This window comes from uncultured Tateyamaria sp., assembly GCF_947503045.1.
GTDB lineage: Bacteria > Pseudomonadota > Alphaproteobacteria > Rhodobacterales > Rhodobacteraceae > Tateyamaria.
In genome coordinates this window covers 1,487,509-1,500,402 of the sequence record NZ_CANNCF010000001.1, presented here as the reverse complement: position 1 = coordinate 1,500,402, position 12,894 = coordinate 1,487,509, and the positions used below count along the sequence as shown (strand labels likewise).

The following is a 12,894-nucleotide window of genomic DNA, read 5'->3' as shown; positions in this document are numbered from 1 at the left end:
GGAGCAATGGGGTCGAACACCACCGCACTGTGAGATCTCAAACTGCAAAAGGGTCCGACTGCAATCGCAGCAAAGGGTCGCGTTGCACGATTGGGCGCGCGCTTGTCATCGCCACGCGGGTCGGGTCCACCATGATCTGCAGCGCCGCCAGTTTGAGCAACGAATAGGGCGTAAGCAGCAGGGTTTCGACCGGGCATCCATTGGCCAGGATCAGCTCGTGTTGCCGCAACAGCAGGTTAAAATAGGTGATGTGCCTGCATCCGCGCATCCGCCGCACGCCCTTGCGACCCACCAGTTTGACTGCGGCCACCAGCGCCTCGCCTCCGGTGGCGGGAGAGTTGACCAGCACACGGTGTTGAGGAGACGCGCACATTTCCGCAAAAGGCAGCCCCGGCCCCAGCGCACCGCGCGCAATCAGGATCGGTTTTTGCCGGTCGTTGCGATCCCGAAACGCGATGGTTTCAGACAGGACGTGCAGAATCGGCTGCGGCCCGTGATCCAATGTCATCACCAAATCCCCCGACCTCAGTGTTTCGATGCACCGTGGCCCGTCCGGAGTTTCCACATAGGTGCCTTCGCCCAGACAGACGGGTCCGGGTCCAAACTGAAAATTGGTGGAGCTGAGGCTGCCCGGACTGACGTTCAGCAGCCGCACGGACTGCCCGTTATCATAGGTGATGACTGTGTCCGGCCCGTCCGACGACATCCGGTCCAGCACATCCTGAAAACTGTTCATTTCGACCATATCGAACCGGATGATATCCGGCTCACCGGGATCAAAATCGGTAATCGTGTCGTTACCGTCGCCGTCGCGAATGACAAAGGTATCGCTGGGCGAGCTGTTGCCCGCCGTCATCACGTCATCGCCGCGCCCGCCGACGATGACATCATCCCCCGCGCCCCCGGTGATCGTGTCGTCACCATCCCCGCCATAGACGGTGTCATTGCCAGTCCCGCCGTCGATATTGTCGTTGCCATCCCCGCCCGAAACGGTGTCGTCGCCGCCCGACCCGTTCAGCGTGTCATTTCCCCCGTTGCCCCTGATGTTGTCAGAGCCAGAGGTGCCGTTGATGGTGTTGTCGTTCTCGTCGCCCTCGATATCCGCCATGGCCTCACCCAACTGGACTGTGAACCAAAGCCATAGTCCGCAAACCATCACCGGCGGGTTAAAGGGAAAATTCGAACGAATGGAGAGCGCGCGCCACCGGGCGCAACGAAAAAGGCAGCCCCGGATCGGAGCGGCCTGAACCATGGACATGCTGCGCTGCCAATGGGTTGGCTGCGTTCTTCTCAGGCCCGTTCCTTCTTCATTTCGGAAATGGCGGCGGCCTTGATCTCTTCGCGCAGGATGGTGACCAGTTTCTTCTGGTTGTCCTTCAGGATGCCGTCCACGACGCCATCTACGCTTTTGGAATTCATGAATTCATTGGCAAAAGCCTTGGCCGCTTTGGACGGGTCCTTGCCGTTGGCGCGCTTGGGATCCTTTTTGAGATAATCGAGCGCGGCGTCGATGATCTCGCCTCCGGTGCTGAAATACTTGTTCAACGACCCGATCGTGACGCGTGTCATGAACTTGACGAGGGCCTGCTTCATGATCACGGGCCGCGCGGCCAGCAAGGCGTCCGTGCTGGCAATACCCAGCCGTTTGACAACCGCCTTCACTTCGGCGGCGTAAAGTTCCTTGAGGTTGATCGGCGCCTTGGACAGGATACGGTTCACCTGATTGCCCAAAAAGCGACTGTTGGAGGCGGTGCCAACAAGATGTGGTCCGGCAAATTTCATGAACAACTTGCCCATACCGGCACCAATGGCCCCGCCAAGCGCACCGCCCATCGCGTCCTTGACGATTTCGGACGCTGCCTTTTGCTTGGTCCCTGCAACCTCGCGCCCCAGCGCGTCAGCGCCATTATAGGCCAGTGACGTGCCACCGCCCACCACCGCACCAGTGATAAGGATGGCCGGTACGCTGACCGGGGCCAGGATCGTCGTGGCCGCGACGGAACCTGCCACCATGCCGACGGATTTCACGCCTTCGAGCACTTTGATCGAGCTTTCACCGCCATTGATGATGCCGTCGATCCAGCGCAGCACTTCGTTCTTGTAGGTGGCGATAGCGATATTGGCTGGTTCAACAGCCTTCTCGAAGGCTTTGTAATTGCGCGATTTGCAGGCCTTTTCTGCAGTCTTGAACGCAGAGTCCGCCTTTTTGCGGCTTTTGGGTTCCGGCACGCGGTTGACCAGATCAATGCAGGCGGCCACGAACCACTGATCCTTGTTGATCTTGAGTTGCGCATCATGACGCCCTGTTGCGTAGGTGTAACGCTGTTTGAGCTGGAACATCGCATCGTCCATGCGCTGATCCACACCTTTGCAGTAGGATTTGAATGTCTTCTCATCCATGCAGATGTCGCCGCCCGGCGTGGGCACCTTGTAGAGCTTTGCCTTGGGATCAGGGATGGTGACGGGGGTGTTCTTGGGCAGTTCCTTGCCCGCCTTGAGGTCCTTGTAAATCTTCTTGTTCGCCTTGTGGACAAGGACGGTGCCCGGGTCCCTGATCTTGTGCTTGGCGATGATGGTGTCCATCGTGTCGCCGGGCTTGGTCTTGTAAACTGTCCACATGCGGGGTGCCCTCGTCTTTTAATGCCATTCGGTCAATTTCGTCGCAGCGGACAGGCTGAAATATCGCCCATTGGCCGGGAACAGGCCTGTGACTGACCGGTCCAACCACCGCATTGCCTCACAAGAAATCTTCTTTGAGGTCTGATTTTCAAGAAAAAAATGCACCAAGCCAGGAATACCCGACCGTATGGCCACGTCACCCGCCGGGGATTTGGCCAAAAAAACAGGCACGCGCGGTAATCCGCACGTGCCTTTGGTTTGGATGTACGATCCGTATCAGCGCTTGGAGAACTGGAAGCTCTTGCGCGCTTTGGCCTTACCGTATTTCTTACGCTCGACCACGCGGCTGTCGCGGGTCAGGAAGCCTGCGGCTTTCAACGCGCCGCGCAAGGAGGGATCATAGAGCTGCAGCGCCTTGGACACGCCGTGCTTGACCGCACCGGCCTGACCGGACAGACCGCCGCCCTTGACCGTGGCAACCACGTCAAACTGGCCTTCGACGCCGGCCACCGAAAACGGCTGGGCCAGGATCATCTGCAGCACGGGGCGGGCAAAGTAGACGTTCATCTCTTTGCCGTTCACGGTGACCTTGCCGGAGCCCGGCTTGATCCAGACGCGGGCAACCGCATCCTTACGCTTGCCAGTGGCATAGGAGCGGCCCAGTTCATCGCGAACCGGGTCGCGTTGAACCATTTCGACGGCCTCGGGGGCGACTTCGCCCGCGACGGCCTGCAGGTCTTCGAGTGTGTTGATATCGTCGGCCATGCTCATGCGCTCCGGGTGTTTTTCTTGTTCATGGACGCAACATCCAGAACTTCGGGCTCTTGCGCCGTGTGGGGGTGATCGCCGCCCGCATAGACGCGCAGGTTGGTCATGATCTGACGGCTGAGGCGGTTGCCGGGCAGCATGCGCTTGACCGCGAGGGTCACGACACGCTCGGGGTGTGCGCCTTCAAGAATCTGCTCCTTGGTGCGGCTCTTGATCCCGCCGGGGTGGCCGGTGTGCCAGTAGTGGTTTTCCTGGCGCTTGTTGCCGGTCAACTGGATCTTGTCGGCGTTGATGACGATCACGTTGTCACCGCAGTCCATGTGCGGTGTGAACGAGGGCTTGTGCTTGCCACGCAGGCGCGTGGCGACGATCGAGGCAAGACGGCCCAGCACGATGCCTTCGGCGTCGATGAGGATCCACTTTTTCTCGATGTCCGCAGGTGTTGCGGTATAGGTTTTCATGTGTCGCATCCCTTGGGGGGCTCGAATTTCGGATTGGGCGGGTATACGGGCGCTGCAATGCCGCGTCAACGGTCATATACGACAATAAATCATTCAAAAACATATACTTGAAATTAAGGTACTATTTTACCCCATCAAAATTGCGCCCCTGCCCCCTTGCATTACCGGTCCGTCTGGCACACTGGTTGGCACAGATCACATTTGCCCTGACGCTGACACCTGTTTCATGTTGTTTTCCCTTGCCGCCCCTGCCCTTGCCACTCTTGCTCTGATCGCTGTGGCGACGATTGGCGGTATTGGGTCGGTCCAAAAACTGATTACCGTCTACGAGGCAAAGCACGAGTTGAAACAGGGCTCGACCGGGTGGTTGCGCAGCATTGCGGGCTGGTCGATTGTCGCGTTCTGGCTGATGACCACGTGGTTCGCCGCCACGATCATCGGGGATTGGGGTGTCTCGGGCGATTTCGGGGGGGCTGTGGATCGGTCCTGGCTGCGCTTGCGGGTGCTGCTGGAAATCGGCATGGCCATCATGGGTCAGGACAGTTGAGCGACGTCACCGCCATCCAGTCCGAGTTGCAATGCGAAAATTGCGCAGGGCAGTGTCAGTATGACCCGGCCGTGCAGGCGCTGAAGTGCAGCAGTTGTGGCACTGTGCGCCGGTTGGAGCGTGAGGACGATTCAGAGGCGTGGGCTGAGTTCCCCTTTGACCCCGACGCCCCCGAGGACGAATCCCCCATCACCTTCGAGGGTCAGGTGCTGTCCTGCCAGACCTGCGGCGGGACTGTCACCTTCGTTGCCGAATCCCTCAGTTCGGCCTGTGCTTATTGCGACGGACCTGTGGTGCTGAAAAAGGCGGATCGCGGCTTTGCCCCGATGGCGCTTATTCCCTACCGCGTGCCGCAACAGGATGCGCAGGCATTTGCCCTTGCATGGGTCAAGAAACGGCTGGCGGCACCCAACGATCTCTATGGCGTGGTGGCCAAGGCGCGCGTGGCCGGGATTTATGTGCCGTTCTGGACCTTCGACAGTCAGGAGGCCGTGGATTACTGGGCCAAGTACACGGTGCGGCGCAACAAGCGTAACTACACCAAGAGGGTCCGGGGCAACATACGCATCCACTTTGACGATCTGCTGGTGCCAGGCTCGCCCCATGTCACGCCGCTGATCCGCGATGGCATTCTGCACGACTTTGATCCGCGGCGCCTGCGCCCCTACCGCGCGGGCTATGTCGCCGGGTTCGCCGCCGAACAGCACCACCAAAGCGTGGCCGAAGGGCTGGCCGCCAATGCCGACGACAAGGCGCTGCTGATCCGCAACAAGATCAAGCGTGACATCAACAAGTCGCGTGTGCACGACATCGGCTATCACACGGACACGACCGGCATCCATTACCGCCGCATCCTGCTGCCCGTGTGGATCCTGCACTACAGCTATAACGGGGCGGCGCACAAAGTGGTGGTCTGCGGGATGCAGGGCCGCACCTTTGGCGAACGTCCGTTTTCGATGAAAAAGCTGTTGGGCTATTCGGCGCTGTTGTCCTGCATTGCCGTGGCGACCGGGCTGGTGTGGGGGGCGGTTGGGCTGCTTTAGACGCCGATGGATTCGGGCGGGTTGTCGAGCAGGTTGCGCAGGCGCAGGATCGCGGCCTCGAAACTTTGCAGGCTGACACCCGCATTGACCGCAAAGCGCACCGCATGAGGCGCGCGCGCATCGCGGCAGGCGTATTCCTCGGCGGCGCGGATGCGCACGCCTTGTGCCTCGGCGGCCTGCACAAAGGCCCCGGCCCGCCAGCCCTCGGGCAGACGCAACCACAGGAATGGCACGTCCTTGCTCCATTTCAGATCATAGCCTCCCAGCACGTTGACCGCGCAGCGCACGTAGGCGCTGATCTCGTTCTTGGCCCTGTCCATCATGCCGCGCAATTCGGGATGAACCAGCAACCGGGCGGCCAGATCGGTCATCGGGGTGGCGAGGCCAAAGAAAGAGTATTCGGCCGTACGCCGCAAAGTGGCTGCCTGCCCGCGCGGAGCCACTGCGATGCCAAGACGCAGCGCAGGTGTCACGGATTTCGAGATTGACGAGATATACCAGCTGCGTTCGGGCGCCAGCATCCGGTAGCTGGCGGCTTGTGCGGCGCCAAGGCGGTAACAGTCGTCTTCGAGAATCTGCACATCATGTCGCCGTACCACCTCGATCAGCGCGGCGCGTCGATGTTCCGGGGTAAAGGCAAGGGTCGGATTGTGGACCTCGGGTGAGGTACAGAATATCTGCGCGTCATGGGCCCGGATCGCAGCCTCGAGCGCTTCGGGGATCACACCCTCATCATCCATCGCCACGGGCACCACATCCGCGCGCAACAACTCGGCCGCGCGGCGAAAGCCGGGATAGGCCAGCTCTTCGACCAGAACGGCCGGACGGCGACCACGCAACAGGGCCTGCAGGATCAGCAGGATCGCGTTCTGCCCGCCATGGGCCAGTTGGATGTCGCCTTCGGTGATCGAGCCCAGCGGGGCGTTCTCCAGCCATTTGACAGCGGCCTCGCGGGCCGGACGTGCCCCGGCACGGGTGGGATAGTGCATCATGCCCGAGGGTGGATCGGCGGCAACCTCGGCCAGCAGTGTGCGGATCAGCGTGGCCTGTCCGACCTCGGGCAGATGGGGCGAGAACAGGTTGACCTGCCAGGTCTCGGCCTCGGAATTGTGGGTGGTGGAATCGACCTCGAGCGGGATGTCCGCCCAGAGCGGCGCCTTGGAATCCGGTGTGGCCACGAAAGTGCCCCGCCCAACCTCGGCCACCAGCGTGCCGTCGTCTGTCAGCAGCGTGTAGGCGCGGGCCACTGTGCCCGGCGTGATCCCCAGTTTCCACGCCAGATCGCGCACCGGGGGCAGCTTGTCGCCCGACATCAGGCTCTGGCTTGCGATCTTGTCTCGGATCGCCTGCATGACGGCTTTGTATTTGGGACCAGCGGTGTCGAGCAGATCAGGTTGCCAAATTGTATCCATTACAATGTTTCCGTAGATTTCCGGTGCGCGCCTATTGTACCCTTTATTAATGGCAAATCAGCCATATTGTGTCAATACAATTTCAGGAGATACCCATGACACTCGGACCAGCAAGCCCCGCTCAACACCTCGCCTATCTGTCGGCGCAGACCCGCATTCCTGCGGCGTCGGTGATTGCGCTGCGCGTCGCGGTCACGATGTCGAAATGGGCCACACGGCGCCGCGAACGGCTGGCGCTCAAGCTGCTGGATGATCACCTGCTGCGCGATGTGGGACTGACACCCGACGAGGCTTATCGCGAGTCGCGGCGTGTGTTCTGGCGGGCGTGACATCCCCGTGGCACCTGCCAGACCTCTTCCCTTGCGGCCGGGTTCGTCCTGGCCGCCTTTTTCAATTCGTGGGTAACTATTCCGCCAAATCAACACCCTGCGGCGGGATAGCATAGGTCAGACTGGCCCGCGCCACAGGCTGCGCCATCCCTTCGGAATAGATCAGCACGTCCGAGACCGACAACTGCTTGCCCAGCTTCAACAACCGCCCTTCGCCGATCAGATCGACACCGGCGGCAGGCTTGCGCATGAAATCAATCGCACAATTCGTGGTCACTGCCAGCGCGCGCGGACCGATATGGGCGAGCGTCACCATGTAGGCGGTCACATCAGCAAGGCCGAACATCGCGGGGCCCGACACCGTTCCGCCGGGGCGCAGGTGGCGATCCTGTACCAAGAGGCGCATGGTCACGCTGGCCTCGCTGACCGCCTCAACCTGGTACTCTCCGGCAACTTCCAGAAACACCTTGCCCAGAAATGCGTTCATTTCCGCGGCATCCATCATCAGCGCCATACTTTTCCTCCCCACGCGAATGCCCTAGGCTTTGCCGCAAATCCGGCGGAGGGCAAGATGGGAATTCTGGAACGTGAGGTGACGGGCGCGGTGTTGCATCTGCGGATGAACGCGCCTGAACGGCTGAACGCGCTGAGCGACGAGATGATCGCGGCCTTGCACAACACGCTGGATGAGGTGGCCGAGGACCGATCGGTGCGCGCGGTGGTTCTGTCCGGGGCGGGCAAAGCGTTTTGCGCGGGCCACGATCTGAAACAGATGACCGCCGGGCGCCAGAACACGGACGGTGGCGCGGCCTATTTCAAGGACCTGTTTGACCGCTGTGCTGCGATGATGGCGCGCATCCAGTCCCTGCCCCAGCCTGTGATCGCGCAAGTGCACGGCATCGCGACCGCGGCGGGCTGCCAGTTGGTGGCGACCTGCGATCTGGCCGTGGCCGCGCATGGCACCCGTTTTGGCGTCAACGGGGTCAATATCGGCCTCTTTTGTTCGACCCCCATGGTGGCCCTATCCCGCAACATCCCGCGCAAGCAGGCCTTTGAGATGCTGACCACCGGCGAATTCATTGAATCCGAACGCGCCGCGACCCTGGGTCTGATCAATCGCGCCGTGGACCCAGACGCGCTTGAGGCCGAGACGATGGCCCTCGCCACGCAACTCGCCGCCAAGCTCGGGTCGGCCGTGCGGATCGGAAAAGAGGCCTTTTATGCCCAGATTCAAATGCCTGTGGCTGACGCTTACACGTATACCGGGCAGGTCATGGTCGACAATATGGCACACCCGGACACGAAAGAAGGCATTGCTGCCTTTATCGAAAAGCGCCCTCCGGACTGGTCGCAATAGGGTTTTGCCCATAAAAACAAGGGCTACCAGCGGTTGTTTCCAAATGCTCACCCGATAGTTTCCCAAACAGCGCTATCAATTCGGGCGCAAATGAGGCACAAATTGGACACGGTGAATAACCGATGACGATTTTGGGTCGCCGACTGGCGGAAGGTCCCTCCAGGTCAGCCTCTCACTGACCGACCATCCCCGCAGCGGCGACCCCAAAAATCCCCCCATCAGCGATCAAAGCACCACCCTATACCGGTGGCGTGCAGTCATCGACCGACAGATCCAGCACCGGATCCTCGGGCCCACATTGCTCACCAGACACCGGATAACGGTCAGGCGGCTCGCAAGCGCTGAGGGCAAGGACGGCCAACAGGCCAAGGCAATAAAGAACTGGTTTCATGTCTCACTCCAGACGTTCCGTGTGATGCGGACCCTAGAGGGCATCCCACAGCCCCGATTGATCTACATCAGGGGATGCAGGATTGCGGAATGCGCAGGCTTGCCCTACATCCGCGCCATGGCACAGGAACTTCACATCGTTGGCGGCGGCATGGCCGGATCCGAGGCCGCATGGCAGGCCGCTCATATGGGCGTTCAGGTGGTGATCCATGAAATGCGCCCAAAGGTCGGCACGTTCGCGCATCAGACCGGGCTGCTGGGTGAAATGGTGTGCTCGAACTCCTTCCGTTCGGATGACAGCGAACAAAACGCGGTGGGCTTGCTGCATTGGGAAATGCGCGCGGCAAACGGGCTGATCATGGCCTGCGCGGACAAGCACCGCCTGCCTGCCGGTGGCGCACTGGCGGTCGACCGCGACCCCTTTGCCCAATCGGTGACGGATGCGCTGGTCGCTCATCCCAATATCCGCGTCGAATATGGCGAAATCACCGCACTGCCCGCCGAGGGGCAGTGGATCATAGCCACCGGGCCCCTGACGTCATCCGCGCTTGGTCAGGCAATTGCGGCCGAGACCGGGGCCGAGGCGCTTGCCTTTTTCGACGCGATCGCGCCCATCGTCTATTTCGACAGCATCGACATGGAAAAGGCCTGGATGCAGTCGCGCTATGACAAGGGCGAGACCGAGGAAGAGCGCACCGCCTATCTCAACTGCCCGATGGACCGCGACCAGTACGAGGCCTTCATCGATGCGCTGCTTGCTGCGGACAAGACCGAGTTTCATGAGGGCGAAACGGCGGGTTATTTCGACGGTTGCCTGCCCATCGAAGTGATGGCCGAACGCGGGCGCGAAACCCTGCGCTTTGGCCCGATGAAGCCTGTGGGCCTGACCAATCCGCACCAACCGGACGTCAAGGCCCACGCGGTCGTGCAACTGCGCCGCGACAACAAACTCGGCACGCTCTACAACATCGTCGGCTTTCAGACCAAGATGAAATACGGCGCGCAAACCGACGTTTTTAAAATGATTCCGGGGCTCGAGAATGCCAGCTTTGCCCGTTTGGGCGGCATTCATCGCAACACGTTCCTGAATTCGCCCACGCTTCTCAGCGCGGATATGCGTCTGAAATCGCGCCCCAACATCCGTTTTGCCGGGCAGATCACGGGTGTCGAGGGATATGTGGAGTCCGCCGCCATGGGGCTGCTCGCGGGCCGCTTGGCGGCCACCGAAATCCTTGGCGGCGCTTTGGACGTGCCCCCGCCCACCACGGCCATGGGCGCGCTGATCACCCACATCACCGGCGGGGCTGACGCCAAAACTTTTCAGCCCATGAACGTGAATTTCGGCCTGTTTCCCCTGGTTGAGGGCCTCAAGAGCGGGCGTCGGGGCCGCAAGGACCGCTACAAGGCCTACACCGACCGCGCCAAGGACGACTGGCAAACCTGGCTCGCCCCGCAGGCGGCCGCCGCCTGACAAGCCTCTGGACGCTGGGACCCGAGGCGTTAAACTGCCGCCATGACCGGATTTCTGGACAAGGCCTATCAGGCCCGCGACGCGGGGTCGACACGCAGCCTCTATGACAGTTGGGCGGCAAGCTACGAGGCCGAAATCGGCGAAAACGGCTATGCCACGCCGCAGCGCTGCGCGGACGCTTTGAAATCCTACGCCGACGATCTGAGCGCGCCTGTCCTGGATTTTGGCTGTGGCACGGGCTTGTCCGGCCTAGCGCTCAAGCTGGCCGGGTTTGAAACGATCGATGGCCTCGACCTCTCGGCCGAGATGCTCGAAGGCGCGCGGACCAAGGGTGTTTACCGCCATCTTGAGCAGATCGAGGCCGGCGACGACCTGCCGCGCAAGGATTATCCGCTTTGTACCGCCATTGGCGTGATCGGCGCCGGTGCTGCCCCCATTTCAGTCCTGCACATGTTGATGCGTGCGCTGCCGCGGGACGGAAAGCTGGTGTTTTCCTTTAACGATCACGCGCTTGAGGACCCGAGCAACGAGGCCGGGATCGCCGAGTGGACCGATTGCGGCGCGGCCCGTCTGCTGTTCAAAGAACACGGTCCGCACCTGCCCGGAATCGGGTTGAACGCGAACGTCTACGTGCTTGAAAAAGCGTGACATTCACCACTCGTTTTGCGCCATCCCCGACGGGACCTCTGCATCTGGGCCACGCCTATTCGGCGATGCTGGCCTTTGACCTGGCGCAGCGCGCCGGTGGGACGTTCCTGTTGCGGATCGAGGACATTGATCAGTCCCGCGCACGCCCGCAATGGGAAGCGCAGATATTTGACGATCTGGCATGGCTTGGGCTCAACTGGCCTGAACCGGTGTTGCGGCAATCAGATAACATGAAGGCGTACGCACAATCCCTTGATAATTTGTGGGAAAATAACCTTCTCTATCAATGCGATTGCACCCGCCGCGACATCGAAGAGGCCGCAAACGCACCACAGGAAGGGGTGCCCAGCCACGGCCCGGACGGTCTGATCTATCCCGGCACTTGCCGCGCAAAACATCCGCGCACAGGGCCACGCCCAAAGAATGTTGCACTGCGCCTCGACATGGCTACGGCACTGGCGACAATCTCCGGCGCACTCTCTTACACCGAAACCGGCATGGACGCGGGCGAGATCGCAATCATGGACATGCCGACTACAACCGGCGATATCGTTCTGGCACGGCGGGACATGGGCACGTCCTATCACCTTTCGGTCGTCATCGACGACGCCGCCCAAGACATCACCCACGTGATACGCGGCGCGGATCTGGCCGAAGCCACGCAAATCCATGTGATCCTGCAACACCTGCTGTGCCTGCCCACACCAATCTACCACCACCACCGCCTGATCCGCGACGATGCGGGCAAACGGCTCGCCAAACGGGATGATGCGCGTGCCATCGCAAAATACCGCGCAGAAGGTGCAACGCCCGCCGACATACGCCAAATGCTGGGGTTGTCCCCTTCTCTGATTTAGAAAAATCCTGGGGGGAGTCGCACAGCGACGGGGGGCTATCCCCCCTGCATCGGTGCCATCAACTCAACTTCGGACCCATCCGTCACGTCTGTGTAAAAGCACGTACGACGCCCTGTATGGCAGGCTGGCCCGGTCTGGCGCACCTGCATGATCAGGCAATCGCGGTCGCAATCGACACGCAGCGACACCAGTTCCTGCACGTTTCCAGAGGTCTCGCCCTTGATCCAGAACGCCTGACGCGAACGCGACCAATAGGTCACGCGACCCGTTTCCAGCGTCTGCGCCACGGCTTCGGCATTCATCCACGCCAGCATCAGCACCTCGTGGCTTGCGACATCCTGCGCGATGGCGGGGACCAAGCCCTGCGCGTTGTAACGCAAAGTTGCGGGATCAAAGGCGGGCGTCATGGCAAAACCTTTTTGCATCTGGCGGGCAGGCGATTATGTAGGACACAACGACACCAGACACCAGAGCCGGAGGGGACATGCCCGCCGATACCGACCTGATCAAACTCTATTCGACCCGCATTCTCGCGCTGGCAGCCGACATGCCACACACCGCGCGGCTGGCCGATCCCCATGCAAGCGTCAAGAAACGCTCGCCGCTTTGCGGCTCCACCGTGACGGTGGATGTGTCCGTTCAGGACGGGCGGATCGCGGGTTATGGGCAGGACGTGAAGGCCTGCGCGCTGGGTCAGGCGGCAGCGGCCGTGACCGGACATGCGGTTGTCGGCCGGTCGCTGGCCGAAGTGCAACGCGCACGCGATGAATTGCGCGCGATGCTGAAATCGAATGGCCCTGTGCCCTCCGCCCCCTTTGACGGGTTCGAAGTGCTTGAACCCGCGCGCGAGTTCAAGAACCGCCACGCCTCGATCCTGCTGGCCATCGAAGCGACGGCAGAAGCGATGGAACAGGCACTGCAATCCGACTGCGCCTGACCGCCCCTCCCGACTGAAAACCAAAAAAAACGCCGCACATCCAAAGGGATGGCGG

16 protein-coding genes are annotated in these 12,894 nt (G+C 61.2%); 8 read left to right on the top strand and 8 right to left on the bottom strand.

The annotated features are described in order from the left end of the window. Window positions 1–37 precede the first annotated feature (37 nt). From Q1A89_RS07585 to rplM, 4 genes are all read right to left on the bottom strand, one after another. The gene (locus tag Q1A89_RS07585) at window positions 38–1,108 is read right to left on the bottom strand and encodes a Hint domain-containing protein (protein ID WP_299725547.1); all 1,071 of its coding nucleotides are present in this window, start codon (window positions 1,106–1,108) and stop codon (window positions 38–40) included. Between the two features lie 182 nt (window positions 1,109–1,290). Next, window positions 1,291–2,619: a hypothetical protein gene (locus Q1A89_RS07580; protein ID WP_299725545.1), complete on the bottom strand. Its 1,329-nt coding sequence runs from the start codon at window positions 2,617–2,619 to the stop codon at window positions 1,291–1,293. Between the two features lie 276 nt (window positions 2,620–2,895). After that, a complete protein-coding gene (gene rpsI, locus Q1A89_RS07575; RefSeq protein WP_299725543.1) occupies window positions 2,896–3,384 on the bottom strand; it encodes a 30S ribosomal protein S9 in 489 nt (162 codons plus the stop codon). Between the two features lie 2 nt (window positions 3,385–3,386). Then, on the bottom strand, window positions 3,387–3,848 hold the full coding sequence (rplM, locus tag Q1A89_RS07570; RefSeq protein WP_299725541.1) for a 50S ribosomal protein L13: 462 nt from the start codon (window positions 3,846–3,848) through the stop codon (window positions 3,387–3,389). 226 nt (window positions 3,849–4,074) lie between these two features. On the opposite strand from rplM, the gene Q1A89_RS07565 reads away from it, so the two are divergent. Further along, on the top strand, window positions 4,075–4,395 hold the full coding sequence (locus Q1A89_RS07565) for a hypothetical protein (RefSeq protein ID WP_299725538.1): 321 nt from the start codon (window positions 4,075–4,077) through the stop codon (window positions 4,393–4,395). Continuing rightward, the gene (locus Q1A89_RS07560) at window positions 4,392–5,438 is read left to right on the top strand and encodes a hypothetical protein (RefSeq protein WP_299725535.1); all 1,047 of its coding nucleotides are present in this window, start codon (window positions 4,392–4,394) and stop codon (window positions 5,436–5,438) included. Before Q1A89_RS07565 ends, Q1A89_RS07560 begins: the two co-directional genes overlap by 4 nt. On the opposite strand, the gene Q1A89_RS07555 is transcribed toward Q1A89_RS07560, so the two are convergent. Further along, the gene (locus Q1A89_RS07555) at window positions 5,435–6,850 is read right to left on the bottom strand and encodes a PLP-dependent aminotransferase family protein (RefSeq protein ID WP_299725533.1); all 1,416 of its coding nucleotides are present in this window, start codon (window positions 6,848–6,850) and stop codon (window positions 5,435–5,437) included. The genes Q1A89_RS07560 and Q1A89_RS07555 overlap by 4 nt on opposite strands. Before the next feature lie 95 nt (window positions 6,851–6,945). Between Q1A89_RS07555 and Q1A89_RS07550 the strand changes: the two genes are divergently transcribed. Continuing rightward, window positions 6,946–7,179, top strand: a complete 234-nt coding sequence (locus Q1A89_RS07550) for a DUF1127 domain-containing protein (RefSeq protein WP_299725530.1) — start codon at window positions 6,946–6,948, stop codon at window positions 7,177–7,179. 76 nt (window positions 7,180–7,255) lie between these two features. Here the strand turns inward: Q1A89_RS07550 and Q1A89_RS07545 are convergent, their stop codons facing one another. After that, entirely contained in the window at window positions 7,256–7,693 is a 438-nt protein-coding gene (locus Q1A89_RS07545) for a PaaI family thioesterase (protein ID WP_299725527.1), read from the bottom strand. A gap of 57 nt (window positions 7,694–7,750) precedes the next feature. Between Q1A89_RS07545 and Q1A89_RS07540 the strand changes: the two genes are divergently transcribed. Continuing rightward, a complete protein-coding gene (locus Q1A89_RS07540) occupies window positions 7,751–8,536 on the top strand; it encodes an enoyl-CoA hydratase (RefSeq protein WP_299725524.1) in 786 nt (261 codons plus the stop codon). A 238-nt stretch (window positions 8,537–8,774) separates the two neighbouring features. Here Q1A89_RS07540 and Q1A89_RS07535 read toward each other — a convergent pair whose 3' ends face one another. Then, entirely contained in the window at window positions 8,775–8,927 is a 153-nt protein-coding gene (locus tag Q1A89_RS07535) for a hypothetical protein (RefSeq protein WP_299725521.1), read from the bottom strand. Window positions 8,928–9,044: 117 nt separating this feature from the next. Here Q1A89_RS07535 and trmFO point away from each other — a divergent pair, with 117 nt between their 5' ends. Genes trmFO through gluQRS form a run of 3 tightly spaced genes read left to right on the top strand, consistent with a single transcriptional unit; the run spans window position 9,045 to window position 11,902 of the window. Beyond that, window positions 9,045–10,397, top strand: coding sequence for a methylenetetrahydrofolate--tRNA-(uracil(54)-C(5))-methyltransferase (FADH(2)-oxidizing) TrmFO (trmFO, locus tag Q1A89_RS07530; RefSeq protein ID WP_299725518.1), 1,353 nt, complete (start codon window positions 9,045–9,047; stop codon window positions 10,395–10,397). Between the two features lie 42 nt (window positions 10,398–10,439). Continuing rightward, window positions 10,440–11,045 (top strand): methyltransferase domain-containing protein, encoded by a 606-nt coding sequence (locus tag Q1A89_RS07525; protein WP_299725515.1) that lies wholly within the window; start codon window positions 10,440–10,442, stop codon window positions 11,043–11,045. Then, window positions 11,042–11,902: a tRNA glutamyl-Q(34) synthetase GluQRS gene (gene gluQRS / locus Q1A89_RS07520; RefSeq protein WP_299725512.1), complete on the top strand. Its 861-nt coding sequence runs from the start codon at window positions 11,042–11,044 to the stop codon at window positions 11,900–11,902. Before Q1A89_RS07525 ends, gluQRS begins: the two co-directional genes overlap by 4 nt. Before the next feature lie 35 nt (window positions 11,903–11,937). On the opposite strand, the gene hisI is transcribed toward gluQRS, so the two are convergent. Beyond that, a complete protein-coding gene (gene hisI, locus Q1A89_RS07515) occupies window positions 11,938–12,327 on the bottom strand; it encodes a phosphoribosyl-AMP cyclohydrolase (protein ID WP_299725510.1) in 390 nt (129 codons plus the stop codon). 59 nt (window positions 12,328–12,386) lie between these two features. On the opposite strand from hisI, the gene Q1A89_RS07510 reads away from it, so the two are divergent. Continuing rightward, window positions 12,387–12,839, top strand: coding sequence for an iron-sulfur cluster assembly scaffold protein (locus tag Q1A89_RS07510; RefSeq protein ID WP_299725508.1), 453 nt, complete (start codon window positions 12,387–12,389; stop codon window positions 12,837–12,839). The last annotated feature ends 55 nt before the right edge of the window (window positions 12,840–12,894 follow it).

What these genes read in the sequence shown, in the direction of transcription:
- trmFO (WP_299725518.1), top strand. Translation starts at nt 9,045, where the DNA reads ATGGCACAGGAACTTCACATCGTTGGCGGCGGCATGGCCGGATCCGAG.
- Q1A89_RS07565 (WP_299725538.1), top strand. Translation starts at nt 4,075, where the DNA reads ATGTTGTTTTCCCTTGCCGCCCCTGCCCTTGCCACTCTTGCTCTGATC.
- rpsI (WP_299725543.1), bottom strand. Translation starts at nt 3,384, where the DNA reads ATGGCCGACGATATCAACACACTCGAAGACCTGCAGGCCGTCGCGGGC.
- Q1A89_RS07510 (WP_299725508.1), top strand. Translation starts at nt 12,387, where the DNA reads ATGCCCGCCGATACCGACCTGATCAAACTCTATTCGACCCGCATTCTC.
- Q1A89_RS07535 (WP_299725521.1), bottom strand. Translation starts at nt 8,927, where the DNA reads ATGAAACCAGTTCTTTATTGCCTTGGCCTGTTGGCCGTCCTTGCCCTC.
- Q1A89_RS07540 (WP_299725524.1), top strand. Translation starts at nt 7,751, where the DNA reads ATGGGAATTCTGGAACGTGAGGTGACGGGCGCGGTGTTGCATCTGCGG.
- Q1A89_RS07545 (WP_299725527.1), bottom strand. Translation starts at nt 7,693, where the DNA reads ATGGCGCTGATGATGGATGCCGCGGAAATGAACGCATTTCTGGGCAAG.
- Q1A89_RS07550 (WP_299725530.1), top strand. Translation starts at nt 6,946, where the DNA reads ATGACACTCGGACCAGCAAGCCCCGCTCAACACCTCGCCTATCTGTCG.
- hisI (WP_299725510.1), bottom strand. Translation starts at nt 12,327, where the DNA reads ATGCAAAAAGGTTTTGCCATGACGCCCGCCTTTGATCCCGCAACTTTG.
- Q1A89_RS07525 (WP_299725515.1), top strand. Translation starts at nt 10,440, where the DNA reads ATGACCGGATTTCTGGACAAGGCCTATCAGGCCCGCGACGCGGGGTCG.
- Q1A89_RS07580 (WP_299725545.1), bottom strand. Translation starts at nt 2,619, where the DNA reads ATGTGGACAGTTTACAAGACCAAGCCCGGCGACACGATGGACACCATC.
- Q1A89_RS07585 (WP_299725547.1), bottom strand. Translation starts at nt 1,108, where the DNA reads ATGGCGGATATCGAGGGCGACGAGAACGACAACACCATCAACGGCACC.
- Q1A89_RS07555 (WP_299725533.1), bottom strand. Translation starts at nt 6,850, where the DNA reads ATGGATACAATTTGGCAACCTGATCTGCTCGACACCGCTGGTCCCAAA.
- rplM (WP_299725541.1), bottom strand. Translation starts at nt 3,848, where the DNA reads ATGAAAACCTATACCGCAACACCTGCGGACATCGAGAAAAAGTGGATC.